A 26,545-nucleotide genomic window follows, 5' to 3' on the forward strand; every position below is an offset into this window, starting at 1 on the left:
CATGACAGTCAGGCGCAGCGGAGATAAATGACGTGTTTCTGAACTGATATACGGCAACCGGAATTGACGGTACTCCGGGTACTTCAGGGACGAACCACCCCCAACTGCTCTGCCAGTTCGACCGGATCGGTCGTAGGCCGCGCGCAGACGAAATGTCGACACACATACGCCGTCGGGAGGTCGTGCACGAGTGTGCGCTCGGCCAGCAGGGGGAACTCCGCGCCGCTGCCGTCCTCCGCGAGCGCCAGGCCGGTCGCCACCACCGCCCCAGGAGCCGTCCCCAGCAACGCCGTCCGGTGCAGCGCCGCCCGCGCCGGGTCCTCCGGATGCCCGACGACCGCCACCTCGCGCGGGCCGTCCAGCAGCGCCTCGGCCACCGCCAGCCCGTGCCCGATGAAGCGCGGAGCGCGCGGCCCGAGGGCGTGCACCACCCCGAGCGCCCGCTCGGCCGCCGTACGGTGGGCCTCCGAACCGGTGTGCGCGGCGTACGAGAGCAGCGCGCCCGCGGCGGCGGTCCAGCCGGACGGCGCGGCCGTGTCGGTCGGGTCCTGCGGCCGGCGGATCAGCTTCTCCGCGTCGTGCGCGGTGTCGTACAGCGAACCGTCCTCGGCGGTGAACCGGTCCAGCACCAGGTCGACGAGGAACCCGGCGAACTCCAGCCAGACCCCCTCCCCCGTCACCGACGCCAGCGCGAGGAACCCCTCGGCCACATCGCCGTAGTCCTCCAACACACCTGCGTTGACGCCCACTTGACCGTCCTTGCTGGTCCGCGCCAGCCGGGCCCGGCCGTCCATGTGCACGCGCACCAGCAGATCGGCCGCCTCGGTGGCCCGCTCGATCAGGTCGGGCCGCTCGAAGAACGCCCCGCACTCGGCGAGCGCGGCGATGGCGAGCCCGTTCCAGGCGGCGACGACCTTGTCGTCCCGCCCGGGCGCGGGCCGCGTCTGCCGCGCCGCGAACAGCCGCGCCCGGATCGACGCGATCCGCTCGGCATCGGCCGCCGGGCCGTCCTGGGGCAGCTGGAGTACGGACTTCCCGTGCTCGAAGGTGCCTTCCTCCGTCACCCCGAAGTACGCGACGGCCAGCTCCCCGTCGCCCTCCCCGAGCACCTCCCGCAGCTCGGCCGGCGTCCAGGCGTAGTACGCCCCCTCCACGTGCTTGCCGCTGACCGGGTCCTCACTGTCGGCGTCGAGCGCGGAGGCGAAACCGCCCTGGTCGGTGCGCAGCTCCCGGACCATGAAGTCGGCGGTCTCCAGGGCGACCCGGCGCGCCAGATCCGATCCCGTGGCCCGCCACAGATGCGCGTAGACACGGCAGAGCAGCGCGTTGTCGTACAACATCTTCTCGAAGTGCGGCACGACCCACTCCCGGTCCACGGAGTACCGCGAAAACCCGCCGCCGAGCTGGTCGTAGATCCCGCCCCGGGCCATGGCCTCACACGTGTCGGCGGCCATCTGGAGCGCACCCTCGGACCCGGTCCGGGCATGGTGGCGCAGCAGGAACTCCAGCACCATGGACGGCGGGAACTTCGGCGCCCCGCCGAATCCGCCGCGCGTGGCGTCGTACTCCCGCGTCAGCCCGAGCAACGCCTGCGCCAGCTCCTCGGGCCCGGGCGTGCCGGCCTTCCCGTAGTCCAACTGCCGCCCGGCCAGGTCCCGTACGATCCGCTGCGCCACCTCGGCCACTTCCTCGGGCCGCCCCACCCACGCGGTCCGCACGCCTTCGAGCACCTGCATGAAGGAGGGCATCCCGTGCCGGGGCTCGGGCGGGAAGTAGGTCCCGAAGTAGAACGGTTCGGCGTCCGGGGTCAGGAAGACGGTCATCGGCCACCCGCCCTGCCCGGTGGCGGCCTGCACGGCCTCCATGTAGACGGCGTCGACGTCGGGGCGCTCTTCCCGGTCCACCTTGATGTTGACGAAGTGCTCGTTCATATAGACTGCCGTTAGTTCATCTTCGAAGCTTTCGATGCTAAATACATGGCACCAATGGCAGGAAGAGTAGCCAACGCTCAGCAGCACGGGCACGCCCCGCTCCCGCGCCTCGGCAAACGCCTCGGGCGACCACGGCCACCAGTCGACGGGGTTGTCGGCGTGCTGGAGCAGGTACGGCGAGGTCTCGTTCGCGAGGCGGTTCGGCATGGGGACATCCTGCCGCACCGCCCGGCGTGCGGCTCATGACCCGGCCATCAGGCCGCCGTTTCGGCAGTCATGATGCGATCAGCCCACTTCCATACCGGGACCACACGGGAGTAGTCCCAGGTGCCGCAGCCCTTCCGCCCCGGCTTGATCACGAGATGGGTGAAGACCGAGGCGATCACCTTCCGCTTCTCCTCGAACCCCATCTCGCCCGACTGCCACCGCAACCGAATCGGCTCCGGCAACCGGACCCTGCCCTGTCCCTCACCGGGAAAGAGCAGCCTTTCCATGGCCTCCTCCACGAGGGGACCGCTGATGGCACACCGCCCGCAGCCACGGCCGGAAACGCACATGTAGTTGTACGGGCTCTTCCGGCTGGCGCTCTTGCCGCCGCCCATGAGCTGATCGCACTCGCCACCACCGGCAAGCTCTGCCCCGCAGCGCAGGAAACCGCTGGCGAGATACTTCGGGCCGGCCTTGCGGTCAGTCAATCGCGGGCTGAGAGGGCCCCGGTGCATGTACAGGCTCCCGGCCGAGAACGTTGCGCATACGGCCGTCCACTGCTCAGGCGTGACGACGGCCTGCCATGCCCCGACCAGTGGGCGCTCCGTACGGGGATCGATCAGCAGCTCTCCGCGGTTGGCGCGGAAGCCGCACACCCTCGGGGCGGTGATGATCTGTGTGACCGTCTGCGGGTTCGGGCGGCCCCCGCGCGTTCCCGTGACACCCAGCGCAGCCCACTCCCGCGCCACCTCACCCATGGAACCACCTGCGATCCGGTGCTCGATGGCCTTGCGGACGAGCTCCGACTCCACCGGGTGCAGGGTCTGCCGGTCCCCCAGCCATCCGAAAGGCCGCGGCCCGCTGTGCGGTAGTCCGTCCATGGCGCGCGACCAGTGCCAGTCCTGGACTCGCCGGCTGCGCATCTGCCCCTCCGCGACAGCCCCCTGGAGCGAGCCGACACCGTCCAGGAGACCAGCCTTGGTGTACGGATCGCGTAGGCCGTCCCTGTCCACGTACACACGCCCCGGCGCCGAGGTCAGCGCGGCCATGAAGCGGATGAAGTCCTCGGGCCTGCGGTAGAGACGGTCGTCCGCGACGGCGACCACACCCCGCAGCGGCCCGGCGGTGAAGGCGTGGCCCCGGTGGAGGTCGGCGAGGAGGTGGGCGAAGGCGGGCCGGTCCCGGTCCTCCTTGGTCGCGTTGCGTGCGTTGTCCGTGTAGGTGGCGACGACGACGCAGCCGTGTTCCCGGGCCGTACGTTCGTTGATGCGGTGCTGGTGACGCACGCCGCGCGCGTCGCGCTGCGGAGTGTCCTGCGAGGTACGTGCGTACGAGGCGACCGGGATGAGGCCGCCCTCGCTGGTGTGTGGCGTGTCGCCCATGACCCGCTCCCCCTTCGAGCTTTCGTCCGATGCTCGTGTCAACGGACGAACCGACAAGCGGGTTACGCGGAGTCAGCGCCGAAGGAGCGGGGACAGGTCGTGCGTCCAGGTGTCGCGGGTGCGGGCCCAGGTGGCGGGGCAGTCGGCGCGGGGCGGGGTGGCGAGGTCCGGGTGGCGGTCGGGGGCCGCGCCGCGGACCGCGCAGCGGTGGGACTCCGCGCGGGCGGCGGGCGGGGCGTGCTCGTCCGTGGGGTCGGGGGCGGGGTCGGCCGCGGCGGCGAGGTCGTAGGCCCGGGCGGCGGTCAGGAGGGTCCGACCGCCCTCGGGGTCGCGGAGCAGGAGCATCACCTGGGCGAAGCGGTCGGCGGCGTCCTCCTCGGCGCGGTCGCCCCCGGGCCGGAGGTCCAGCGCGTCCACGAGGGCGTGGCCCGCCTCGTGGTGGAGCGTCTCGCGGACGACCTCGGCGAGCGGCTCGTCCGGCCGCGGGTCCCCCGCCCGCTCGAACAGCTCGCGCTCCTCGGTCAGATCGTCGTAGCAGAGCTCGACGCGGAGCTCCTGCGGGTCGTAGCCAGTGCCCTCGCCCGCGCAGGAGCGGGCGACGACGGTGACGCGGTACGGGAGGGCGAGGTAGTCGTTGAGGTCGGCGAGGACGGACTCGGCGATCTTCCGGTCCTGCAGGAAGCGGGAGTTCTGCCGGTCGGCCGCCGCGGGCTCCTCGTAGCGCAGGACGAACCCCTTGTCGGGCAGCTCCTCCTCGAATCCGGTCGTGGCCCACACGAGCAGCGCCCCCGCCGCACATCCGGCGAGGACCGCGGCCACCCCAGCCGTACGGATCCCTCGCGCCGTCACCGGGTCCCCCGTTCACCTGAATTGGATCAACGAGAGACGACTATAGGAGGTTGCCGGTGCCCAACTCCCTCTGAACTACCTCAGATTCCCTCGCGCTCGCGAGCGTCCCGACGGACACTTGTGGCACGTTGCCGGAGCTCTCTGAGGGGGATGCCGATGCGGGACAGCCATCGCAGTGAGGCCGAGCGGCTGTTGGGGCGGGCCGTCGACGAGGAGACGCGGCGGGCGGCGGCGGGCGCGCCGGTGGACAAGGCGGCACTGCTGGCCCGGGCCCGGGAGGCGCTGGACGCGCTCGCCGCGAGCGCGGCTCCGGAGTACGAGGCGTACGTACGGGCCCTGGACGAGGCGGCGGCTGGGGAGCAGTCGCTCGGCGAGGCCTTCAAGCGCGGCAACACCTCAACGGCCTTACTCGTCACGGCGGTCGCGGCTGCCGCGGCCGTCGGGGCGGACCTGGCGCTCGGTGTCGCGGCCGGTGCGGCACTGACCGCGGGGGCGGTGACGGGTGTCGCGGGAGCGGTCGCGACGGTGGCGAAGGTGACGGCCCTGCACCTGCCGGCGGCCAACCGGCGGGCCGGGGAACGGGGCCGTCCGGGCGGGCCCGAGCAGCTGAAGCTGCAATGGCTGTCGGCACTGGAGGTGCGCGGCATCCGGCCCTTCCTGGAACAGCAGCGCGCGGTCACCGCGGCCGCGCGGGCGCCCCGTACGGCTCCCCGGAGCACGCCGCAGCTGCGCGGGACGGACCGCAGCGCGGAGGCGCGGCGGCGCAGCGCCCTGGAGCAGTCCTTCGGGCAGCTTCCGGAGCCGGCGGGGCTGTTCGCGGGCCGGAAGGCGGAGCTGACGCGGATCGCGCAGTGGGTGCAGGCGGCCCGGGCCAGTACGGAGACCCGCCCGGTCGTGGTGGTGCTGCACGGGGAGCCGGGGGTGGGCCGGACGGCTCTGGCGCTGCGGGCGGCGCACGGGCTGCGGGACCAGTTCCGGGGCGCGTGCGTGGTGGACCTGCGGGGCGGTTCGCCGCGGGGCGAGGCCCCGTTGTCGACACGGGAGGCGTTGCTGCACCTGCTGAACCGGCTGGGGGCGCCGCGCGAGCAGTTGCTGTTCCGGGAGGGGGCTTCGGCGGATCAGCAGGTGCGGCGGCTGGGCGAGCTGTACCACCAGCACCTTCAGGGGCTGCCGGTGACGGTGGTGCTCGATGACGCGGTGGACGCGGCGCAGGTACGGATGCTGGTGCCGGAGCGGTCGGAGAGTCTGGTGCTGGTGACGGCGCCCGAGCCGCTGGAGCTGCCCGCGGACCTCGCGGCGTGGGTGCACCAGCTGCCGGTCGAGCGGCTGGCGGAGGCGGACGCGGCGGAGCTGGTACGGGCGGCCGCGCCGCCCCGGGACACGGACGCGGCCGCCGTGGTGGAGCGCAGCGGCGGGCTCCCGCTGGCGCTGCGGATGCTGACGCCGCTGGCCCGCGAGGGCCTGGTGCCCGATGCCGGGCCGGGCCACCCGGTGGAGCTGGCGCTGCGGGCCGCCGATGCCCGCCTCGACGGACCGGCCCGGCTGCTGCTCAGGCGGTTGTCGCTGGCCGGGCGGGCCTCGCTCGGCGGTGCGGCCGCGGCCGCGCTGGCCGACGTACCCGAGCAGTCGGCGCTGCGCGCGCTGGAGGAGCTGTGGGAGGCCGGGCTGATCGAGCGGGTGCGGGGCCAGCGGTTCCGGATGCACGACGCGGTGCGCGGGTACGCGGCGGAGCGGCTGGAGGCGGAGGAGGACCGGGCTGAGGCGGCGGCCGCGCACGAGCGGCTGATCCGGGTGTACGCGCAGCTGGCGGACTCGGTGATCCGGATGGTCGACGGGAAGATGTCGACGCGCGCGAATCAGTTCGGCGGGCACGGCTTCACCTCGCTGGACGCGGCCCTGCGCTGGCTGGACGACGAGTCGAGCTTCATCACGGCCGCGCTGCGGCACTCGGAGGGCGTGGACCAGCAGGCGGTGCTGGACCTGCTGGGCGCGCTGTGCGACTTCTGTCTGCTGCGCGGCGACCTGTACCGGCTCGGTGAGATCAACGAGCTCACGCAGGCGGTGGAGGCCAGCCGGCAAGGGGGTGAGCAGGGGCGGCTGGTGCGGTCGGTGCAGTGGCGTACCGGTATCGCGGCCCGGCAGCTGGGTGAGCTGGACAAGGCCCGTACGACGCTGACCTCGGTGGTGGACCAGTACATGGAGGCCCATCAGGACGCGGGGGCGGGCATGGCCCTGATCTCGCTGGGCATCACCCTGCACCACCAGGGCAATCTCCCGGAGGCCGCGGCCCGCATCCGGGAGGCGCTGGTGCTCCAGGAGTCGCCGGAGCTGGCGGGCGACCGCGCGTGGGGGCTGCACGCGCTGGCGGCCGTGGAGCGGGACCGGGCGCAGCTGGCGGAGGCGATGGCGCTGCTGGAGCAGTCCCTGGCGCTGCACCGGGAGAGCGAGAGCGTGCACGGTGAGGCGTGGGCGCACTTCCAGCTGGGGCAGGTGTTCCTGCGGCTGGGGGACGTGAAGCGGGCGGAGGCGGAGCTGCGGCTCGCCCTCGAGCTGTACGGGCGTACGCGCGATGACCGCGGTGAGGCGTGGGCGCTGACCCAGCTGGGCCGGGCCCGGGTGGTGGACGGGGATCCGGGGCCGGCGCTGGAGCGGCTGCGGGAGGCGCTGGCCCGGCACCGGGAGGCGGAGGACGCGCGCGGGGAGGCGTGGACGCTGTACTACCTCGGGCAGGCGCTGGAGGAGGGCGGCGAGCGCGATCAGGCGGTCCGGGAGCTGGAGCGGGCCCGGACGATGTTCTCGCGGATGCGGGACGTGTACGGGCTGGCGCACGCGCGGCACCACTCGGGGCGGGTGACGCGGGACCAGCGCGCGGCACAGACGGGGAACCTGAAGAACTCCGGTTTCGCGCGGCAGCTGCTGGTGGACGCGCGGGCGGACTTCCGGCGGATCGGGCTGGCGCACGGCGAGGCGTGGACCTGCCTGGAGCTGGCGGTGGTGGACGCGGGCAACGCCAAGGTGTCGCAGGCACTGGGCCTGTGCGAGGAGGCGGTACGGCTGTTCATCTCGTACGGGGACCGGCGCGGGGAGGACTGGGCGCGGTTCCTGCGGTGCACGCTGCTCCCGTACACCCACTTCGCGGACCTGACGGTGCCGGGAGCGCCGGAGGAGGCGCGGGCGGAGCTGGACCGGCTGGCCGGGGCGCCGCATCCGGCGCGGGACGGGCGGCTGGAGGACTGCCTGGAGACGTACGCCGTGATCCTGGGCCGCGGGGTGGACCCGGCGGAGGGCTGGCAGGCGTGGCGGCTGGGCCTGGTGCCGAACCTCCACTCGCGGGAGATCATGGGCGTCCCGCTGCCGCCGCCCGCGGCCGAGCCGGTGTGACGCGCGGAGACCGCCGCCCCGCCGGATCGACGGGCGGGGCGGCGGTCTCCGTCGGCTAGGTCCTGTCCGCGGACGGGGAGGGGGCGGCGGCGCCCGGCTCCGGGGCCTCCTCGAAGTCGACCCGGCCCATGTGCCGGTTCATCGACTTCATCAGGCCCCACACCCCGATGGCGAGGGCCGCGAACACGATGAAGCCCAGGATGCCGGGCGTCACCTTGTTCTTGTCGAAGGTGTCACCCGCCAGCGGGAGGAGCTGGGTCAGTGCTGCCTGCGTAGCGCTCATAGCTACGCATTCTCCCGGATGCCCGCGAAGAGGTCGGACTCGGGGAGGGAAGTGTCGACGAGCGACTTCGCGAGCTCGTACTCCTCCGTGGGCCAGACTTCCCGCTGGACGTCCATGGGGACGCGGAACCAGCCGCCGTCCGGGTCGATCTGCGTGGCGTGGGCGACGAGCGCCTTGTCACGGATCTCGAAGAAGTCCGCGCAGGGCACGTGGGTGGTCAGGGTCCGCTCGGTGCGCTCGAACTCCTTCCACCGCTCCAGCCACTCCCCGTACGGGGACTCCATGCCGCGCGAGAGCAGCGCCTCGTGCAGGGCGATGGTGCGCGGCTTGTTGAAGCCCTGGTTGTAGTAGAGCTTCTGCGGCTGGTACGCCGGGCCGAACTCGGCCTCGGGGTACTTCTCGGTGTCGGCCGCCCCGTCGAAGGCCACCATCGAGATCTTGTGGGTCATGATGTGGTCGGGGTGCGGGTAGCCGCCGTTCTCGTCGTAGGTGGTGACGACCTGCGGCTTGAAGGCGCGGATCTTCTTCACGAGGCGGCCGGCGGCCTCGTCCACGTCCTCCAGTGCGAAGCAGCCCTCGGGCAGCGGGGGCAGCGGGTCGCCCTCGGGCAGGCCGGAGTCGACGTAGCCGAGCCACTCCTGCTCGACGCCGAGGATCTCGCGGGCCTCGTCCATCTCCTTGCGGCGTACCTCGTGGATGTTCTCCTCGATGTACTTGTCACCCTGGAGCTTGGGGTTCAGCACGGAGCCGCGCTCGCCTCCGGTGCAGGTCACGACCAGCACGGGCACCCCCTCGGACACGTACTTGGCCATGGTGGCCGCGCCCTTGCTCGACTCGTCGTCGGGGTGGGCGTGGACGGCCATCAGTCGAAGCTGCTCGGTCAAGACGGGATCCTCTGCAATTCGGCGTGACAGTCGGCTTCTATAGTGACCGAATCGGGGGACGGAAAATTCCGGGGGTGGGTCCGCATGGATCCGGCCCCGCCCTGGCGGAAGGAACGATCGATGAGCGCGGTGCGCGAGGGGCTGCCCGAGGGTCGTTATGGCCGGTCGGCGGACGAGCGTGCGGACCGGAAGCTCAAGATCGTCGGGTCCGTGCTGGGGGCCCTGCTGCTGGGTGTGGTCGGCTGGATCGGCTGGGACTACGTCGCGGGGCAGAGCGTCAGCGCCGAGGTGATCAAGTTCCAGGTGGAATCGGACACCGAGGTGAAGGTGCACCTGGAGGTCCGCAAGGAGTCCTCGGTCACCGGGGTGTGCACCCTCAGCTCCCAGGACAAGGAGCACGCCGAGGTGGGCCGCGCGGACTTCACGTTCGCACAGGCCGAGGCGCGTGTGGACGAGGTCGTCTCGCTCAGGACGACGAGCCGCGCCACAATGATCGAGCTGGTCGGCTGCCAGCCGGCGGCCCGCTGAGGACACGGCCCGGGACAGGGTACGGACCACGGACGGCGGGCAAACGGACTCGCGGGTCCTCCCCCTTTTCTTCCCGAATTGTTAGGCTCGTGGTTTCGTCCGCCGCTGGCGGCCTAGTAGTCCCCTGTACCGACGAGGAGCACCCGTGACCCAGACGAGCGAAAGCGTCACCTGGCTGACCCAGGCGGCGTACGACCAGCTGAAGGCAGAGCTGGACTACCTCTCTGGTCCCGCACGCACGGAGATCGCCACGAAGATCGCAGCCGCCCGCGAGGAGGGCGACCTGCGTGAGAACGGCGGTTACCACGCGGCCAAGGAAGAGCAGGGAAAGCAGGAGCTCCGCGTCCGACAGCTGACGCAGCTCCTGGAGAATGCCAAGGTCGGGACCGCGCCCGCGTCCGACGGCGTGGTGGCGCCCGGCACACTCGTCAAGATCGCCTTCGATGGCGACGAGGACGACACCATGGAGTTCCTGCTGGCGTCCCGCGAGTACGCGTCCTCGGACTTCGAGACGTACTCGCCCCAGTCCCCGCTGGGCAGCGGCGTGCTGGGCAAGGCGATCGGCGAGGACGCCCAGTACGAGCTCCCGAACGGCAAGAAGGCCTCCGTCAAGATCCTTGACGTCAAGCCCTTCACCGGCTGATCACCCCCCTTCATACACACGCTGATGCCCGGCCGGGAGAACCCGGCCGGGCATCGGTGCGTGCAGCGTGCGTACGGGCGGGCGGGCGGGCGCGTACGGGCCTACGCGGTCGCCGAGCGGTACTTGCGGACCGCGAGGCTCCGGAAGACCACGATGATCAGCAGCGACCAGAGGACGGACGCCAGGATCGGGTGCTGCATCGGCCAGGCCTCCGGGACCGGGTAGCCCTCCGGGAGGTTGCCGAAGAGCACGCGGGCCGCCTGGACGGTGGCGCTGAAGGGGTTCCACTCCGCGATGGTCCGCAGGAACGGCGGCATGTTCTCGGAGGGGACGAAGGCGTTCGAGATGAACGTCAGCGGGAAGAGCCAGATCAGCCCGCCCGAGGTGGCCGCCTCCGGGGTGCGCACCGACAGGCCGATCAGGGCGCCGATCCAGGAGAAGGCGTAGCCGAGCAGGAGCAGCAGGGCGAAGCCGGCGAGCACCTCGCCCATGCTCGTGTGGGTGCGCCAGCCGACGAGCAGGGCCACGATCGCGAGGACCACGAGGGTCAGCGTGGTCTGGACGAGGTCGGCGAGCGTGCGGCCGGTGAGGACCGCGCCGCGGGCCATGGGCAGTGAGCGGAAGCGGTCGATCAGGCCTTTGTGCATGTCGTCCGCGATGCCCGCGCCCGCGCCGGCGGTGGCGAAGGTGACGGTCTGGGCGAAGATGCCGGCCATCAGGAACTCGCGGTAGGCGGCGGGCGAGGTGTTGCCGCCGACGCTGATGGAGCCGCCGAAGACGTAGCTGAAGAGCACGACGAACATGACCGGCTGGATCACACCGAAGATGATCATCTCGGGGATCCGGGACATCCGGATCAGGTTCCGCTTGGCGATCACCAGGGAGTCGTTCATGCCCTGGACGATGCCGCCGCGCGGGCGGGGTGCCGCGAGTTCCCTGATCGGGGAGGAGCCCGGGGTGCCCGGGGTCGGGGAGGTGATGGTCACTTCGCCTTCTCCTTCAGCGCTGTCTTGCGGCCCTTGGCGTCGGCGGCGGGGGCGCCGTCGCCGTTCTCGTCGGTGGCCAGTTCGGCCGCGTGGCCGGTCAGGGAGATGAACACGTCGTCGAGGGTCGGGCGGCGCAGCCCGATGTCGTCGATCTCGATGCCACGGCCGTCCAGCTCGCGGATGACCTCGGCGAGCAGCTTGGCGCCGCCCGAGACGGGCACGGTGAGCTTGCGGGTGTGTTCCTCGACGGTGGTCTCGCCCTTGCCGAAGACGGCGAGCACCTCGCGCGCGGTGGCTATGTGGTCGCGCTCGTGGACGACGACCTCCACGCGCTCGCCGCCCGTACGGGCCTTGAGCTGGTCGGAGGTGCCGCGCGCGATGACCTTGCCCTGGTCGACCACGCAGATGTCGTGCGCGAGGTGGTCGGCCTCCTCCAGGTACTGGGTGGTGAGCAGCAGGGTGGTGCCGCCGGCGACCAGTTCCTGGATGATCCCCCACAGCTGCTGGCGGTTGCGCGGGTCGAGTCCGGTGGTCGGCTCGTCCATGAACATCACGGGCGGGCTGACGACGAGGGCGGCCGCGAGGTCGAGGCGCCTGCGCATGCCGCCGGAGTAGGTCTTGGCGGTGCGGTCGGCGGCGTCGGCGAGGTTGAAGCGCTCGAGGAGTTCGTCGGCGCGCGCCTTCGCCGCCTTGGCCCTCATCTGGTAGAGCTGGCCGACCATCTGGAGGTTCTCGCGGCCGGTGAGGTACTCGTCGACGGCGGCGAACTGGCCGGACAGGCCGATGGCCCGGCGGACCTCGTTGGGGTACTTGAGGACGTCCAGGCCGGCGACGACTGCCTTGCCGCTGTCGGGGCGCAGGAGGGTGGTCAGGACGCGCACGGTCGTGGTCTTGCCCGCGCCGTTGGGGCCGAGCAGGCCCAGGACGGTGCCTTCGGGGACATCGAGGTCCACGCCGTCCAGGGCCCGTACGTCGCCGAAGGACTTGACCAGGCCTTCGGCGTAGATCGCGCCTGGCATACGGATTCTCCCAGTGTGATCGGACCAGCAGAAATCGGGGCGTTCCTAGGCAAAGCTTATGGGCGCCGGACATCCCTCGCCCGGCTCAACGGGGGACGTACCACCTCCGCTTCCCGGCTCGTCACACAGCGCTAGCTCATCACCTTGTACCCCGCGCTGTGCAGCGACCGCGCGACCTCCGCACAGTGCTCCGGACCCTTCGTCTCCAGGTGCAGCTCGACCTCCACCTCCGTGAGCCCGAGCCGCGGGTCGGTCCGTACGTGGCTCACATCAAGTACGTTCGCATCGACCACTGACAACACGCCCAGGAGCCCGGCCAGGGCCCCCGGCCGGTCGGCCACGCGCAGCCGCAGCGACAGGTACCGGCCCGCCGCCGCCATGCCGTGGCGCAGGATCCGCTGGAGCAGCAGCGGGTCGACGTTCCCGCCTGACAGGACGGCCACCACCGGACCCCCGCCGTACCGTTCGGGCTCGCTCAGCAGCGCGGCGACCGTGCTGCACCCGGCCGGCTCGACCACCAGCTTGGCCCGCTCCAGGCACAGCAGCAGGGCACTGGAGAGCGCGTCCTCGGAGACCGTACGCACGTCGTCGAGGAGCTCGCCGATGATTTTGAAGGGGACGTCGCCGGGGCGGCCTACCTTGATGCCGTCCGCCATCGTGTTCGGGTTGTCGATCGACACCGGGTGCCCGACCTTCAGCGAGGGCGGGTACGCGGCCGCGCCCGCCGCCTGGACGCCGATCACCTTCACGTCGGGGCGCAGCGCTTTCACGGCGACCGCGACTCCCGCGGCGAGACCGCCGCCGCCGATGCCGACGAGGATCGTGCGCACCTCGGGGCACTGCTCCAGGATCTCCAGGCCCACGGTGCCCTGGCCCGCGATGATGTCGGGGTGGTCGAAGGGGTGGATGAACACCGCCCCGGTGCGGTCCGCGTAGTCCTGGGCGGCGGCCAGGGTCTCGTCGACGACGTGCCCGTGCATGCGCACCTCGGCGCCGTACTCCTGCGTCGCGGCCACCTTGGGCAGCGGCGCCCCGACGGGCATGAACACCGTGGAGCGGACCCCGAGGAGGGAGGAGGCCAGCGCCACGCCCTGCGCGTGGTTGCCGGCGCTGGCTGCCACGACACCCGCGGCCCGCTGCTCGGGCCGCAGGCCGGCGATGCGCACGTACGCCCCGCGCAGCTTGAAGGAGCCGGTGCGCTGGAGGTTCTCGCACTTGAGGTGGACCGGGGAGCCGGTGAGCGAGGAGAGGTGCCGGCTGCCCTCCATCGCGGTGACCCGGGAGACGCCGGAGAGCATCTTCTGAGCCCCCCGGATGTCGTCGAGGATGACCTGCGGGACGGGCTCGGGCACGCGGTAGTTCATGCCGCCAGTCTCGCAGCCCGCGCGCGGCCGGGCTCTGCGCGGCGAAGGGGGCGGAAAGGTGACGGGAAGAGGGCGGGAAGAGGGCGGGAACGAAACAGGAAGGGGGCGGGAAAGGGCCGGAAGCGGCTCTCGGGAAGGGTGCGCGAGCCGGCCGCGAGGAGGGTGCGCGGGCGGTGCGAGAGGGGTGCGAGAGGGGCGAAATCAGGCCAACCGGGACGGCTGCGGAGCGGCTGCGCTGACGGGCCGTACCAGTTCTCGTACGAGCCGTACGAGGCGCCGTACGGCCGCGTACTCTGTCCCCCATCCTTGTCGGACCCATGCGAAGAGAGCCCACGGCCATGCCTTCATCCCCGGCCAATTCCCATCTGCCCGTGGCGGGCGAAGCGCCTGCCGGAGCGGGTCTCCTCGACGCGCTCCAGCACCAGGTGGCCGTCTTCGCACGCCGCGCCGAGCAGACCCGCCTGGGCGGCGTCGGCCAGGCCCGCAACTCGATGGACCGGGCCGCGTACCTGCTGCTGAACCGGCTCGACCTGGAGGGGCCGATGGGCGTCAAGGCGCTCGCCGGCGGCATGGGCATCGACTCGTCCACGGTGACCCGGCAGGTCGCGCCGCTGGTCGACACCGGTCTGGTCAAGCGGACCTCGCACCCCGAGGACGGGCGGGCCGTGGTCCTCGCGCTGTCCCCGCGCGGGCTGGCGCGGCTGGAGGAGGTGCGCTCCTCGCGGCGCGAGCTGATGGCGCGCGTGACGGACGAGTGGAGCGAGGAGGAGCGCGAGTCCTTCACGAAACTGCTGACCCGGTTCAACGTGTCGCTGTCGGAGCTGATGGCGGCCGTCGCCGACGCCGGTCCCGCGTCCTGACTCTTGACCTGGACGGACCCGCTGCCCGCACTATGTGAAGCATGCGGGCGGTTGACCAACGGGCAGGCTCCTACACGGAGTTCCAGGCCTTCGTCGCAGGCGCGGCGGGGCGGCTGCTGCACGTCGCGATCCTGCTGACCGGTGAGCCGGAGCCCGCGCGCCGGCTGCTGGCGGGCGCGCTGGCCCGTACGTACGCGAACTGGCAGCGGCTGCGCGGGGACGACCCGTACGACTTCACCCGCCAGGAGCTGTGCGCCGCCTTCGCCCGCACCGGCCGGCGCCACCAGGGCGGGACAGGGGTGCTGGCCCGGCTGAGCCCGCTGGAGCGGCTCGTACTGGTCCTGCGGATCTACGAGGGGGTCGCGGAGGAAGTCACGGCGGCGCAGCTGGGGCTCCCGGCCGAGCGGGTCCGCGTGCTGTGCAACCGGGCCGTGGCGGAGCTGCGGTGAGCGGCTTCCCGGACCGGAAGGAAGCCCGGGTCAGACGGCTCCTGGAGGGCCCGTACCCGGTGGTCCCGGCCGATCTCGCGGCGGGCGCGGCGGCCCGCGGCGACCGTCTGCTGCGCCGCCGCCGGATGCTCCGCGGGTTCGGCTGGGCGCTGCTCTTCGCGGCGGCGGTGGCCTTCACGGTCTGGGCCGCCCTGACCCAGCCGTGGGTCACGCCCCCGGCGGACATCTCACCGCCCCTGGAGGGCTGGTAGCCCCAGCCCTCCAGGACGGTGACGCGGTCAGCCCAGAGCCTGGGTCAGGTCCGCGATGAGGTCGTCGGCGTTCTCGATGCCGACCGAGACGCGGATCAGGTCCGCGGGAACCTCCAGGGCCGAGCCGGCCACCGAGGCGTGGGTCATGCGGCCCGGGTGCTCGATGAGCGACTCGACGCCGCCCAGGGACTCGGCCAGGGTGAAGATCTTGGTGCGGCCGCAGACCGCGACGGCCTCTTCCTCGCCGCCGGCGACCCGGAAGGAGATCATCCCGCCGAAGTTGCGCATCTGCTTGGCGGCGATGTCGTGGCCGGGGTGCTCGGGCAGGCCCGGGTAGAGGACCTTGGTGACCTTCGGGTGGCGCTGGAGCACGTCCACGATCTTGGCCGCGTTCTCCGCGTGCCGGTCCATCCGTACGGCCAGGGTCTTGATGCCGCGCAGCACGATCCAGGAGTCGAACGGCCCGGCCACCGCGCCCATGGCGTTCTGGTGGTAGGCCAGCTCCTCGCCCAGCGCCGCGTCGGCGGTGACCAGCGCGCCGCCGACCACGTCGGAGTGGCCGCCCATGTACTTGGTCAGCGAGTGCACGACCACGTCCGCGCCGAGCGCGAGGGGCTGCTGGAGGTAGGGGGACGCGAAGGTGTTGTCCACGACCAGCCGGGCGCCGGCCGTGCGCGCGATGTCGGCGACCACGGCGATGTCGGTGATGCCGAGCAGCGGGTTGGAAGGGGTCTCGACCCAGATGAGCTTGGTCTTGGGGGTGATGGCGGCGCGGACGGCGGCCGCGTCGGAGGTGTCGGCCACCGACCACTCCACGCCCCAGCGGGAGACGACCTTCGCGAAGAGGCGGAAGGTGCCGCCGTAGGCGTCGTTGGGGATGACCACGTGGTCGCCCGGGGAGAGCATCGTCCGCAGCAGGCAGTCCTCGGCGGCGAGCCCGGACGCGAAGGCGAGCCCGCGCCGGCCGCCCTCCAGCGCCGCGAGGTTCTCCTCCAGCGCGGTGCGGGTCGGGTTGCCGCTGCGGCTGTACTCGTAGCCGCCGCGCAGACCCCCGACGCCGTCCTGCTTGTACGTGGAGACCTGGTAGATCGGCGGTACGACCGCGCCGGTCAGCGGGTCCGCCGTGTTGCCCGCGTGGATCGCGCGGGTCTCGAAGCTCTGGTGCTCGTGGCTGTCGTCGCTCATGGGCAGAGCCTAAGCCCCGCATGGGGATTGCTCCTCTCCTGGCCTGCCGTTGGAAGGCCATTGGCCTGTGCACCCCTCGGTCTGGTTCGCTTGGGGCATGGAGATTCTGTTGTTCCTGTTCGCGATCCTCATGATCGTGTTCGTCGTCAGTCCGTACATACGGCGCAAGCGCGGCGGTATTCGCCTGGTCGCCCCGGGCAGCCCGGACGCCGCCGACCCCGCGAACTACGGATTCGACCGGCAGGAGGATCTCGACATCCGGATCCCCGGGCCGGACCGGGACCTGATGGACGCCCTCGACAACGTCCGGTCGACCGGCCAGTGGCAGGCGGCCTCCCAGCTGCTCGCCGGGACCCCCAAGGACGGCGAGCAGCGCTGGCAGCGCGTGCAGGCCTTCGGTGGCGCGGCCGCGCTGGAGCTCGTACAGCAGCCGGGTGTGGGCGCGCAGTGGCTGAAGGCGTGGCGGCTGGAGGCGGAGAAGGACGCGGCCGGCGCGCAGGTCCACGCAGAACTGCTGGTGCAGCAGGCGTGGCGGAGCTCGGGCGGGGTCGGCTCGCAGGACCACCGGATCATCCTGGAGGAGGCGCGGGAGGCGTGCCGCAAGGCGGCGCTGCTGTCGCCGGGTGACCCGGTCCCCTACATCACGGAGCTGGCGATCGCGCGGGGGCTCGCGTACTCGGAGGCGGAGTTCGACACGCTGTGGGCGAAGGTCATCGACCGGGCCCCGGCGCACATGGGCGCGCATCTGGCGGCGCTGCACTACTGGTGCGGGAAGTGGCACGGCTCGCGGGAGCAGGCGGACGCCTTCTCGCACGCGGCCGCGGCCCGCGCCCCGCAGGGCTCGCTGCTGGCGGCGCTGCCTCTCTTCGCGCTGTACGAGAACCTGCCGGACGTGGTCCTGGTCGGGAGCTTCTACCAGGGCGCGGTCGTGACGCGGGCGGTGGAGGGCGCGCTGTACGCGGTCCACACGGCGCGCCAGGACGACCCGATGCTGGCGCACGTACGGCATCTGCTGCTGCTGTTCCTGGTCAACATGGAGCGCTGGGCGGAGGCCATGGAGCAGGTCCGGCACGTGGACGGCTACGTGGGAGCCCTGCCGTGGTCGGCCTCGGAGGACCCGGCGGCGCAGTACGCGGTGTACCGGGCGCTGGCGGTCGCGGGCTACGAGGCGAACGGCGGCTCCCCGGCGACGCTGCCGCACTGACGGGCCGACGGGCCGACGGGCCGACGGGCCGGGATCTTACGCAGGCCTTACGGGTCCGACGGGCCGGGAATCCCCGCCCGCCCTGGCCCGTTGTCATGCGTACAAGGAGGGAATTCCATGTTCTCGTACCGCCGCACGCCCGAGCTCCCCACCCGCGAGGAGGCCCTGAAGGGCCGCCCTGAGCCTCTCTTCGCCCTGCCCGCAAAGCACACCGTGCTGGGCAACCCGCTGGCCGGCCCGTACCCGGAGGGCCTGGAGGTCGCCGACTTCGGTCTGGGCTGTTTCTGGGGTGCGGAGCGCAAGTTCTGGCAGACCCCGGGGGTGTGGACCACCCTGGCCGGCTACCAGGGCGGCTTCACCGAGAACCCGACGTACGAGGAGGTGTGCTCGGGCCAGACCGGCCACACCGAGGTCGTCCGCGTGGTCTTCGACCCGGCGCAGGTCTCGTACGAGACCCTGCTCAAGCTGTTCTGGGAGTCCCACGACCCGACCCAGGGCTTCCGCCAGGGCAATGACGTGGGCACCCAGTACCGCTCGGCGGTCTACACCCACTCCCCTGCCCACCAGGCGACGGCCGAGGCCTCCCGCACGGCCTACCAGCAGGTCCTCACCGCCTCGGGCCACGGCGAGATCAGCACGGCCGTCCTCCCGGCGACGGACCGCCCGTTCTGGCCGGCGGAAACCCACCACCAGCAGTACCTCGACCGCAACCCGGGCGGCTACTGCGGCATCGGCGGCACGGGCGTGAGCTGCCCGATCGGCGTGGCCCCCGCGCAGTAACGGCCCGCCCGACCCCGGCGGGAGCGGCGCCCTGCGCGGCCGCCGCTCCCGCCTTGCACGAACGGCTCACCCGTTCGGGTGGGGGCCCACTCATTGCGGTGGGTACGCTGGCGCCGGGGCCCAGAATCTCGCCCATGGGAACAACCGTGACCACGTCCGCCGCCGGGCAGCCGCTCATCCCGCAGCCGCCGGCCACCGTGACCGCGCTGCGGCAGGCCATCGCGCAGGTCGCCCCGGCGGCCCTGCCCGCGTTCACCCGCGAGCTGGACGAGGCCGCGGACCAGTCCCGGCAGGGCTCCGACCTCGCCCCCTTGCAACGGTTCATTGCCCAATGGGCGGCATACGTGCACATCCAGCGCCAACCACACCTGGCCGAGCGGTTGCGCCGCTGGGAGGACGCGGCAGCCACCGGCGACGCCACACAGGCCCGGCGGGCAGCCGCCGAGATCGGCAGAATCCTCGACGCGGCGCACACCGCCCTGGACGTCCACCGGCCGTGAGCCACGACTGGCGCTGGGAGTACGACCCCGATCACGCGCACGTCGCAGGAGGCATTCCCGCCCATGTCGTGGTCCGTATCGTTCCGCCCTTCAACGCCCTGTAAGCCGCGGCTCAGATGGTCGAGGCGTCGATCACGAAGCGGTAGCGGACGTCGCTCGCCAGTACGCGTTCGTACGCCTCGTTGACCTCCTCGGCGCGGATCAGTTCGATCTCCGAGCCCAGGCCGTGCTCGGCGCAGAAGTCCAGCATCTCCTGGGTCTCGGCGATCCCGCCGATCATCGATCCGGCGAGGGACTTGCGGCCGCCTATGACGGAGAAGAGGTTGAGCGCGACCGGCTCCTCCGGGGCGCCGACGTTCACCAGCGCGCCGTCGACCTTCAGCAGGGCGAGGTACGCGTCCAGGCCGAGCGGCGCGGAGACCGTGGACAGGATCAGGTCGAAGCTGCCGGCGAGCTTCTCGAAGGTGGTCTCGTCGTTCGTGGCGTAGTAGTGGGTGGCGCCGAGCCCCAGGCCGTCCTCCTTCTTGCGCAGGGTCTGCGACAGCACGGTGACCTCCGCGCCCAGCGCGTGGGCGATCTTCACTCCCATGTGCCCGAGGCCGCCCAGGCCGACGATGGCGACCTTCTTGCCGGGGCCCGCCTGCCAGTGGCGGAGCGGGGAGTACAGGGTGATGCCGGCGCACAGCAGCGGGGCGGCGATGTCGAGGGCGAGGCCGTCGGGTATGCGGACGGTGTAGTTCTCGTCGACGACGATGTGGCTGGAGTAACCGCCGTACGTGGGCTCGCCGTTCTTGTCGATGGCGTTGTACGTGCCGGTCATTCCCTTGGCGCAGAACTGCTCCTGGCCGCGCAGGCAGTACTCGCACTCACGGCAGGAGTCGACGAAGCAGCCGACGCCCACCCGGTCCCCGACCGCGAACTTCGTGACGCCCGGGCCGACTTCGGTGACGACACCGGCGATCTCGTGCCCGGGGACCATGGGGTAGATGCCCTCGCCCCAGCCGTCGCGGACCTGATGGATGTCGGAGTGGCAGATTCCGGCGTACTTGATGTCGATGAGGACGTCGTGCTCGCCGACGGGGCGGCGCGGGACCGTGATGCGCTCCAGCGGGGCCTTGGGGGCGGGGGCCGCGTAGGCGGCGACCTGGGTGATGGCGGTGACGGACATGGGGGTGCTCCTCGGCGGTGACGCTGGTGTGTTCGGATGCCAGCCTGCCGGGCCGGGCGGCGCCCACCCAGCCCCCTGTCCTGCCTAGGACTGCCGGACCTACCCTTGGCGGGGTCAGGAACACCGCCGCGCCGCGGGCGGGCTCCCGGCGATACTGGCGGTATGGACCAGCGTGATCAGCGAGCCGAGCTCGGCGAGTTCCTGCGCAGCCGCCGCGCGCGGCTGCGCCCCGAGGACGTGGGCCTGCCCGACTACGGGCGCCACCGGCGCGTCCCCGGGCTGCGCCGCGAGGAACTGGCGCTGCTGGCGGGGGTGTCCGTCGCGTACTACACGCGCCTGGAGCAGGGCAGCGGGCACAACGTGTCGGCGGAGGTGCTGGACGCCATCGCGCGGGCGCTGCGCCTGGACGGCACGGAGCGGGCGCACCTGACGCATCTGGCGCGCCCGCAGGCACGCCGGCGCCGCCAGAGCCACCGTCCGCAGCAGGTCCGGCCGGAGCTGCGGACACTGATGGACGCGATGGAGGGCGTACCGGCCTACCTCGTGGGCCGGCGGCAGGACGTACTCGGCTGGAACCGGCTCGCGGCCGCGGTGTTCGGGGACTTCGGGGCGCTGCCCGTGCAGGAGCGGAACCTGGTGCGGCTGGTGTTCCTGGACCCGGCGACGGCCGAGCTGTACGCGGAGTGGGAGTGCCGGGCCTGCGAGGTGGTGAGCAATCTGCGGATGTACGCGGGCCAGCACCCGGACGACGAGCAGCTGACGGCGCTGGTCGGGGAGCTGTCAGTGAAGAACGAGGAGTTCCGGCGGCTGTGGGCGGCGCACACGGTGGCCGACAAGACGCACGGGGTGAAGAAGCTGCGGCATCCGCTGGTGGGCGAGCTGGACCTGTACTTCGAGAGGCTGGAGCTGCCGGACGATCCGGCGCAGTTCCTGGTCACCTTCCACGCGGCACCCGGGTCCCCGTCCGAGGACGCGCTGCACCTGCTGTCGTCGTGGTCCGCCCCGTCGGAGCAGGCCGGAACCGCCACCGGAACCGCGGCCGGAGCAGCCGGGGCGGCCGGGGCCGGGGCGGACCGGGACCCCGCCGCTACAGCTTGAGCTGGTAGTACGCCGTGTCGCGTTCGTGGCGGTAGCCGAGGGCCTCGTTCACCGCGCGCATCGGAGTGTTCTCGTCCGCGACCGTCGTGGCGATCTGCCGCAGGGCGGGATACCGGTGCGCGGCCAGCTCCATCATGCGCAGCTTCACGGCGCGGCCGAGGCCGTGGCCGCGGTGGGCGGGGACGACGACGGTGTCGTACTGGAGGGCGCGGGCGCCGGCGGGATCCGGCAGGACCAGTTCCGTGTACGCGGCCACCTCGCCGGATCCGGTGACCGCGGCGACCGTGGTCAGCTCGCCGCCCCGGTCCAGGATCAGCCTGTGCGCCGCGTGCAGCCGCTCGGCCGTCCAGGTCTCGATCCTCTCGTCCACGTCCCCCATGGGCGCGTCCTCCATCGCCCCGTGGGCCCTGGCCACCGCCGCCGCCCGGTCGTCCGGCACCAGGCCGTGCCAGGCGTGCAGTTCGTACCCCGGCGTGGCCGGGACGGCCGGCCGGTCCTGCTGCCGGGTCACGTCCTGTGCGTACCAGGCCAGGGGCAGGACGTTCTCGAACCCGAGCGACTCCGCGAACGCCTGCCCCGGACCTCCCAGGTCCACCATCGCCGCGACCGAGGTCCGCCCCTGCGCGAGCAGTTCGTCGCGGACCCGCTGCCACAGGGCGGTGCCGACGCCCCGCCGGCGGGCGTCCGGACGTACCGTCAGCACGTCCAGGAACGCGGTGTGGCTGTTGGCCTCGTCCGTGAACAGGAGCAGGCCCGCCACGCCCTGTGCCTCGTCCGCCGCCCAGAGCACGGCGTGGCCGCGGGCGGGCGCCACGCACAGCCGCCCGGCGACCTCCAGCCGGGAGGGCGCGGGCAGCTGCGGCAGGTCGGCGGCCGAGGCGGCGACCAGGACCGCCCACCAGTCGTCCACCTGGGTGTCGGTCGGGGGCACGGGCAGCGCTCTGATCGTCATCCCCCGAGCCTAAGCAGCGTCCGCGGCCTCTGGTCAGGCGTTTTCGGTCACCGTCACCCGTCCGCGGCGAATTGTCGCCACCCGCGGCGCCCGCTTCGCCAGCGCGCTGTCGTGCGTGACCATGACGAAGGTGAGCCCGTGCTCCGTGCAGAGCCCTTCCAGCAGGTCCATGACCTCGTCGCGCATGGACTCGTCGAGGTTGCCGGTCGGCTCGTCGGCCAGCAGCACCTTCGGCCGTTTCACCAGCGCCCGCGCGATCGCGACGCGCTGCTGCTGACCGCCGGACATCTCCCCGGGCAGGTGGCCCATGCGTTCGCCGAGCCCCACCGACTCCAGGGCCTCGGCGGCCCGTTCGCGCCGTACGCGGGCCTTGAGGCCGAGCGGGACCAGGGCCGTCTCGACGTTTTCCTGCGCCGTGAGGGTCGGGATCAGGTTGAAGGACTGGAAGACGAAGCCGATGTTCTCCGCCCGGACCCGGGTGAGCCGGGCCTCCGAGACCGTGGCCAGGTCCAGGCCGTCGAGGACGACCTGGCCCTGCGTGGGCCGGTCGAGGGCGCCGAGCATCTGGAGCAGGGTGGACTTGCCGCCGCCCGTGGGGCCCTGGATGACGAGCCGGCCGCCGTCCTCGATGGTCAGGTCGACCCCGGCGAGCGCGTCGATGGATTCCTTGCCGCGCCGGTAGCGCTTGGTGACACCGGTGAGTTGGTACATGTCGTTCGTTCCCTCGGTCGCTGGGTGCGGACGGGCGTACGGGCGGGCGTACGCGCGCGGGTGTTGTACGGGCTGATGGGCGGGCTGATGGGCGGGCGCGCGGCTATTCGACGCGGCGCAGGGCGTCCGCCGGCCGCAGCCGGGAGGCGCGCCAGCCGCCGAAGCCGCCCGCGACCAGTCCGCCCAGGACGGCGAGGCCCACGGCCAGGCCGATGGTGGCGAGCGAGACGGGCGCGGTGAGCGCGACGTCCAGGGCCTTGCCGGCCGCGTCGCGGGCGCCCCGCGTCATCGCGGCGCCGCCGCCCGGACCGGCGGCCCGCATCAGGCCGCCGCCACCGCCCGCGAGCTGCGCGGTGAGGGTGGGGCTGACGGCGGTGATCAGGTAGGCCGCGCCGAGGCCCAGGCCGATGCCGAGGACGCCGCCGATCAGGCCGTTGACGAGGGCTTCGCCGGCGACCTGGCGGGTGACGCGGCCGCTCTTCCAGCCGAGCGCCTTGAGGGTGCCGAACTCGCGGACCCGGCGACTGACGGCCGAGGAGGTGAGGAGGCCCGCGACGAGGAAGGCGGCGGCGAGGACGGCGTACGAGAGCCAGGTGCCGACGGTGGAGGCGAGCGAGGCGGCCGTGGACAGCGACCCGGAGACGGTGTCGGCGAGGTCGGCGGAGGTGGTGACGGTGGTGTCGGGGACGTTCTTCTGGATGGCCTGCTTGACGTCGGCGAGGCCCTGGGAGTCCTTGGCCTGGACGTAGACCGTGGTGATCTTGTCAGGGGTCTCGGCGAGGGTCTGGGCCTGCTTGAGCGGGACGTACACGTTGGCGGCGGCGTCCCCGCTGTCGGCGGTGGCGATGCCGACGACCTTGAACACGGTCTTCTTGACGGTGATTTCGGAGCCGACGGCCAGCTTGTTCTTGGTGGCGTAGGCGCTGTCCACGACGGCCACGGCCGCGTCGGTCTCGCCCGCCTCGAAACCGCGACCCGAGGTGATCTTGGAGGTGGTGAGCGGGCCCAGCTTCGGCCGGGTGACGTCCGCGCCGTAGACGGTGAAGGAGTTGACGTCGAAGTCGGCGCCGCCGCCCTCGACAGTACCGCCGGAGCCGGAGCCGGAGCCTGCGCCCGCGCCTCCCGTGGCGCCCGGCTTGGCGGGCGTAGCCCCCTCGACGCGCTTGAACTCGCCGCGCTTGAACTGCCCGTTGACCTTCATCACCTGGAGGCTGAGGCCGCCGACGGCCTGCGCGACCCCGTCCTGTCCGGCCACCTTGGCGACGGTGGCGGCGTCGAGGGTCTGGAAGCCCTGGGGCAGCACCATGTCGCTGCTCTGCTCGGTGCCGGCGTCCTCCTCCCCCTCGCCCTTGGCGTCGAACTGGAAGCGGGGACGGGCGGCGGTACTGCCTTCCTCCGGCGGGGTCTGGGCCTTGGTGACGGTCATGTCCGTACCGAGTCCGTAGAGGGACTGCAGGACCTTGCCCTGCGCCTGCGTCATACCCGCCGAGACGGAGGTGACGACGATGACGAGGGCGATGCCCAGGGCGAGTCCGGAGGCGACGACGAGGGCGGCCTTCCGGCGGCGGCGCAGCTCGCGCCGGAGGTAGGTGAGGAACATGCGGCCGAAGCTAGGCAGCACCCGTGATGGCCGGATAAGCCGCGGGTGAGAGTCACATGAAAAGGCGGACGGCCGGGAACCCGAGGGGGTTCCCGGCCGTCCGCCGGATGTACTGCGAGGTCAGAAGGTCTTCACACGGTCCGTCAGACGGCCGCGCCCGCCTTCCACTCCGCCCAGTTCATGTTCCAGCCGTTGAGGCCGTTGTCCGGCGTGATGGTCTTGTCCGGGGAGTTGACCACGGTGACCACGTCGCCGATGAGCGAGTTGTCGTAGAGCCAGGCGGCCGGCTGGTTCGGGTCGCCCGCGCCCTTGGCGTCATTCAGGCCGACACAGCCGTGGCTGGTGTTGACGCTGCCGAAGATCGAGTCCGCGCCCCAGTAGTTGCCGTGGATGAAGGTGCCGGAGTTCGACAGCCGCATGGCGTGCGGGACGTCCTTGATGTCGTACTCGCCCTTGCCGTCGTCGTCCGTGAAGCCGACGGTGGCGCCGTTCATCCGGGTCTCCTTGAACTTCTCGGAGATCACCATCTGGCCGTTGTACGTCGGGTTCTCCGGGGAGCCCGCCGAGATCGGGATGGTCTTGAGGACCGCGCCGTCCCGGGTGACCGTCATCTTCTTCGTCTTCGCGTCGACCGTGGAGACCTGGCTGCGGCCGATCTTGAAGGTGACGGTCTTGCTCTGGACGCCCTGGACGCCGGGCGCGCCCTGCACGCCCTCCAGCGCCAGCTTGAGCGTGACGGTGGAGTTCGCCTGCCAGTACTGCTCGGGGCGGAAGTCGAGGCGCTGCGCGCCGAACCAGTGGCCCACGACTTCCTGGCCGCTGCTGGAGGAGACGGAGATGGCCGCCTGAACGGCCTTCTTGTCCTTGATCGCCTTGTTGAAGGTGATCGAGACCGGCATGCCCACGCCGACGGTCTGGCCCTCGTCCGGGACGAAGGAGCCGACGAAGCTGTTCTCCGGGGAGACGGTGGTGAAGGAGGCGTTCTCGTGCGCCTCGCGGCCGTCGGCGTCCTTCGCGGTCGCCGACAGGGCGTACTTGGTGGAGCGCTTGAGCGCGGCGTCCGGCTTCCAGCTCTTGCCGTCCGCGGCGATCTTGCCGGCCACGGCCGTGCCCTCGGCGCTCTTCAGCTCGACCTGGGTGAGCGTGCCGTCGCTGACGGCGACGTTGGCCGAGTCGTTCAGGCCGACGTTGGTGGCGCCGTCCTTCGGCGTGATGGCTATTCGGGCCTTGGAGGCGTCCTTGGCCGCCGCCGCGTCGACGTCCGCCTGGGACTTGCTGCTCTCGCTCGCGTTCGGCTTGTCACCGCCCCCGCCGTTGCACGCCGAGAGCACCAGTACGCCGCCGAGCACGGCGGATACGGCCACCAGGGACCTTCTCCGTCGCTTGCTGTCCGTCCTCACACGCCACTCCATCGTTGCCGGAAACCCCGAGGCTGCCGTCCCGGGGTTGGCCGGGCAGGGGGACATGGCCCCCTGCCTCGTCCTGACAACGCGTTAACGTCGCGGATCGGTTCCACATTCCGTTGGGATGTGGGCAACCACACGGTCAGGCGTTGTCGGTTTCTTCGTCGAAGGCACCATCTTCCTCGTCCATGTCCCACTCCATGGACTCGGGGTCGTATTCGACGGGCTCGCTGCTCCAGGAGGCCTGCGCCAGCTCCACGCCGGGGATGTCGGCGACCAGGTCAGTGGGGTCGACCAGATAGGCGAGGGCCTCCGACTCGTCCTCCCGCACTGCGGACTCGGCGTGGCCGCGCTCCTCGTCCGGCATGAACTCGTCGGCCTTGATGTGCGCGAGCGCGGCTCCCGTGAGTGCTTGCGAGTCCGGCACCTCGAGGATCAAATCAACCCGAAGCCGTACGTATCGTGATGTCTCAGAAGAGTTCATACGACGGAGAGTAAGCCCGGGGAACCCCTGACTTTCCCACGACCCGCCCCTTTCCGTAGCATCACCGCACACGGCCAATTCGCTGCTGCCACAAGGGGGATCGCACCGTGTCCGCACGCCGACCGCTGCTCACCGCTCTCGGAGCGACCACCCTCCTCGCCGCCCTCTGGTTCGTCCCCTCGGCCAACGCCACCGCACCGGAGCACGCCGCGGGCCACTCTGCGGTGCCCGCCGCCGCGAACGCGGCCGATACGGTCGCACACGCGGACGCAGGGCCCGAGGCGCAGGCACAGGCGGCGCCCCTCACGCTCGCCGACACCGGCTCCGTCGACACCACCCCCTACTTCCTGGGCGGCATGCTCTGCCTCGGCGCCGGGGCCGGGTTCGTGACCTTCTCCGTACGCCGCTCCCGCGCCCTGTAAGCGCCTGTAACTGCACGAAGG

Annotated in this window: 26 protein-coding genes; 11 read left to right on the forward strand and 15 right to left on the reverse strand. The window is 71.9% G+C overall.

The genetic code is table 11. The features are described 5' to 3' along the window. Positions 1 to 83: 83 nt before the first annotated feature. From OHA89_RS14850 to OHA89_RS14860, 3 genes are all read right to left on the reverse strand, one after another. Positions 84 to 2,138, reverse strand: coding sequence for a thioredoxin domain-containing protein (locus OHA89_RS14850; RefSeq protein ID WP_266607898.1), 2,055 nt, complete (start codon positions 2,136 to 2,138; stop codon positions 84 to 86). Between the two features lie 47 nt (positions 2,139 to 2,185). Next, on the reverse strand, positions 2,186 to 3,520 hold the full coding sequence (locus OHA89_RS14855) for a recombinase family protein (RefSeq protein WP_406366355.1): 1,335 nt from the start codon (positions 3,518 to 3,520) through the stop codon (positions 2,186 to 2,188). 72 nt (positions 3,521 to 3,592) lie between these two features. Next, positions 3,593 to 4,369 carry a DUF4344 domain-containing metallopeptidase gene (locus OHA89_RS14860; protein ID WP_406366357.1) on the reverse strand — a complete coding sequence of 259 codons (777 nt, stop codon included), beginning with the start codon at positions 4,367 to 4,369 and terminating at the stop codon, positions 3,593 to 3,595. 156 nt (positions 4,370 to 4,525) lie between these two features. Here OHA89_RS14860 and OHA89_RS14865 point away from each other — a divergent pair, with 156 nt between their 5' ends. Next, positions 4,526 to 7,750: a tetratricopeptide repeat protein gene (locus tag OHA89_RS14865; RefSeq protein ID WP_266607901.1), complete on the forward strand. Its 3,225-nt coding sequence runs from the start codon at positions 4,526 to 4,528 to the stop codon at positions 7,748 to 7,750. 55 nt (positions 7,751 to 7,805) lie between these two features. On the opposite strand, the gene OHA89_RS14870 is transcribed toward OHA89_RS14865, so the two are convergent. Then, positions 7,806 to 8,033 (reverse strand): hypothetical protein, encoded by a 228-nt coding sequence (locus OHA89_RS14870; RefSeq protein WP_215148330.1) that lies wholly within the window; start codon positions 8,031 to 8,033, stop codon positions 7,806 to 7,808. 2 nt (positions 8,034 to 8,035) lie between these two features. After that, the gene (mca, locus tag OHA89_RS14875; protein ID WP_215148331.1) at positions 8,036 to 8,917 is read right to left on the reverse strand and encodes a mycothiol conjugate amidase Mca; all 882 of its coding nucleotides are present in this window, start codon (positions 8,915 to 8,917) and stop codon (positions 8,036 to 8,038) included. A 120-nt stretch (positions 8,918 to 9,037) separates the two neighbouring features. Here mca and OHA89_RS14880 point away from each other — a divergent pair, with 120 nt between their 5' ends. Further along, positions 9,038 to 9,445: a DUF4307 domain-containing protein gene (locus OHA89_RS14880; protein WP_257554497.1), complete on the forward strand. Its 408-nt coding sequence runs from the start codon at positions 9,038 to 9,040 to the stop codon at positions 9,443 to 9,445. Positions 9,446 to 9,590: 145 nt separating this feature from the next. Continuing rightward, entirely contained in the window at positions 9,591 to 10,088 is a 498-nt protein-coding gene (gene greA, locus OHA89_RS14885; protein ID WP_215148333.1) for a transcription elongation factor GreA, read from the forward strand. 101 nt (positions 10,089 to 10,189) lie between these two features. On the opposite strand, the gene OHA89_RS14890 is transcribed toward greA, so the two are convergent. The 3 genes from OHA89_RS14890 to ilvA form a co-directional block, all read right to left on the reverse strand. Then, positions 10,190 to 10,981, reverse strand: a complete 792-nt coding sequence (locus OHA89_RS14890; RefSeq protein WP_251065286.1) for an ABC transporter permease — start codon at positions 10,979 to 10,981, stop codon at positions 10,190 to 10,192. A gap of 89 nt (positions 10,982 to 11,070) precedes the next feature. Continuing rightward, positions 11,071 to 12,093 (reverse strand): ATP-binding cassette domain-containing protein, encoded by a 1,023-nt coding sequence (locus OHA89_RS14895; protein WP_215148335.1) that lies wholly within the window; start codon positions 12,091 to 12,093, stop codon positions 11,071 to 11,073. A 131-nt stretch (positions 12,094 to 12,224) separates the two neighbouring features. Continuing rightward, positions 12,225 to 13,457 (reverse strand): threonine ammonia-lyase, encoded by a 1,233-nt coding sequence (gene ilvA, locus OHA89_RS14900; protein WP_266607905.1) that lies wholly within the window; start codon positions 13,455 to 13,457, stop codon positions 12,225 to 12,227. 338 nt (positions 13,458 to 13,795) lie between these two features. On the opposite strand from ilvA, the gene OHA89_RS14905 reads away from it, so the two are divergent. Genes OHA89_RS14905 through OHA89_RS14915 form a run of 3 tightly spaced genes read left to right on the forward strand, consistent with a single transcriptional unit; the run spans position 13,796 to position 15,017 of the window. Continuing rightward, a complete protein-coding gene (locus tag OHA89_RS14905; protein WP_215148339.1) occupies positions 13,796 to 14,317 on the forward strand; it encodes a MarR family winged helix-turn-helix transcriptional regulator in 522 nt (173 codons plus the stop codon). Positions 14,318 to 14,358: 41 nt separating this feature from the next. Beyond that, positions 14,359 to 14,766 (forward strand): sigma factor-like helix-turn-helix DNA-binding protein, encoded by a 408-nt coding sequence (locus OHA89_RS14910; protein WP_215148341.1) that lies wholly within the window; start codon positions 14,359 to 14,361, stop codon positions 14,764 to 14,766. Continuing rightward, positions 14,763 to 15,017, forward strand: coding sequence for a hypothetical protein (locus OHA89_RS14915; RefSeq protein ID WP_266607909.1), 255 nt, complete (start codon positions 14,763 to 14,765; stop codon positions 15,015 to 15,017). The genes OHA89_RS14910 and OHA89_RS14915 overlap by 4 nt, the downstream gene beginning before the upstream one ends. Before the next feature lie 27 nt (positions 15,018 to 15,044). Here the strand turns inward: OHA89_RS14915 and OHA89_RS14920 are convergent, their stop codons facing one another. Beyond that, complete coding sequence (locus OHA89_RS14920; RefSeq protein WP_257554501.1) at positions 15,045 to 16,202, reverse strand: cystathionine gamma-synthase; 1,158 nt, start codon at positions 16,200 to 16,202, stop codon at positions 15,045 to 15,047. A 97-nt stretch (positions 16,203 to 16,299) separates the two neighbouring features. Here OHA89_RS14920 and OHA89_RS14925 point away from each other — a divergent pair, with 97 nt between their 5' ends. The 3 genes from OHA89_RS14925 to OHA89_RS14935 all read left to right on the forward strand — a co-directional run bounded on the left by OHA89_RS14925 (position 16,300) and on the right by OHA89_RS14935 (position 18,686). Further along, complete coding sequence (locus tag OHA89_RS14925) at positions 16,300 to 17,406, forward strand: hypothetical protein (RefSeq protein WP_257554502.1); 1,107 nt, start codon at positions 16,300 to 16,302, stop codon at positions 17,404 to 17,406. A 117-nt stretch (positions 17,407 to 17,523) separates the two neighbouring features. Beyond that, the gene (gene msrA, locus OHA89_RS14930) at positions 17,524 to 18,186 is read left to right on the forward strand and encodes a peptide-methionine (S)-S-oxide reductase MsrA (protein ID WP_406366361.1); all 663 of its coding nucleotides are present in this window, start codon (positions 17,524 to 17,526) and stop codon (positions 18,184 to 18,186) included. Between the two features lie 146 nt (positions 18,187 to 18,332). Next, positions 18,333 to 18,686, forward strand: coding sequence for a hypothetical protein (locus tag OHA89_RS14935; RefSeq protein WP_406368501.1), 354 nt, complete (start codon positions 18,333 to 18,335; stop codon positions 18,684 to 18,686). Positions 18,687 to 18,798: 112 nt separating this feature from the next. On the opposite strand, the gene OHA89_RS14940 is transcribed toward OHA89_RS14935, so the two are convergent. Then, on the reverse strand, positions 18,799 to 19,854 hold the full coding sequence (locus tag OHA89_RS14940; protein ID WP_266607914.1) for an NAD(P)-dependent alcohol dehydrogenase: 1,056 nt from the start codon (positions 19,852 to 19,854) through the stop codon (positions 18,799 to 18,801). 162 nt (positions 19,855 to 20,016) lie between these two features. On the opposite strand from OHA89_RS14940, the gene OHA89_RS14945 reads away from it, so the two are divergent. Continuing rightward, on the forward strand, positions 20,017 to 20,952 hold the full coding sequence (locus OHA89_RS14945) for a helix-turn-helix transcriptional regulator (protein WP_406366363.1): 936 nt from the start codon (positions 20,017 to 20,019) through the stop codon (positions 20,950 to 20,952). Here the strand turns inward: OHA89_RS14945 and OHA89_RS14950 are convergent. The 5 genes from OHA89_RS14950 to OHA89_RS14970 all read right to left on the reverse strand — a co-directional run bounded on the left by OHA89_RS14950 (position 20,942) and on the right by OHA89_RS14970 (position 26,045). Continuing rightward, positions 20,942 to 21,904, reverse strand: a complete 963-nt coding sequence (locus OHA89_RS14950) for a GNAT family N-acetyltransferase (protein WP_406366364.1) — start codon at positions 21,902 to 21,904, stop codon at positions 20,942 to 20,944. The two genes, OHA89_RS14945 and OHA89_RS14950, sit on opposite strands and share 11 nt — an antisense overlap. 33 nt (positions 21,905 to 21,937) lie before the next feature. Beyond that, on the reverse strand, positions 21,938 to 22,615 hold the full coding sequence (locus tag OHA89_RS14955) for an ABC transporter ATP-binding protein (RefSeq protein ID WP_215148356.1): 678 nt from the start codon (positions 22,613 to 22,615) through the stop codon (positions 21,938 to 21,940). Positions 22,616 to 22,718: 103 nt separating this feature from the next. Continuing rightward, a complete protein-coding gene (locus OHA89_RS14960) occupies positions 22,719 to 24,215 on the reverse strand; it encodes an ABC transporter permease (RefSeq protein WP_266607920.1) in 1,497 nt (498 codons plus the stop codon). A gap of 143 nt (positions 24,216 to 24,358) precedes the next feature. Then, a complete protein-coding gene (locus tag OHA89_RS14965; protein WP_215148360.1) occupies positions 24,359 to 25,627 on the reverse strand; it encodes an Ig-like domain-containing protein in 1,269 nt (422 codons plus the stop codon). A 133-nt stretch (positions 25,628 to 25,760) separates the two neighbouring features. Then, entirely contained in the window at positions 25,761 to 26,045 is a 285-nt protein-coding gene (locus tag OHA89_RS14970) for a hypothetical protein (RefSeq protein WP_257554509.1), read from the reverse strand. Positions 26,046 to 26,209: 164 nt separating this feature from the next. On the opposite strand from OHA89_RS14970, the gene OHA89_RS14975 reads away from it, so the two are divergent. After that, positions 26,210 to 26,524, forward strand: coding sequence for a hypothetical protein (locus tag OHA89_RS14975; protein ID WP_266607923.1), 315 nt, complete (start codon positions 26,210 to 26,212; stop codon positions 26,522 to 26,524). Positions 26,525 to 26,545 lie beyond the last annotated feature (21 nt).

Origin of the sequence: Streptomyces sp. NBC_01546 (genome assembly GCF_045208355.1) — a bacterium.
Taxonomy (GTDB): Bacteria; Actinomycetota; Actinomycetes; order Streptomycetales; family Streptomycetaceae; genus Streptomyces.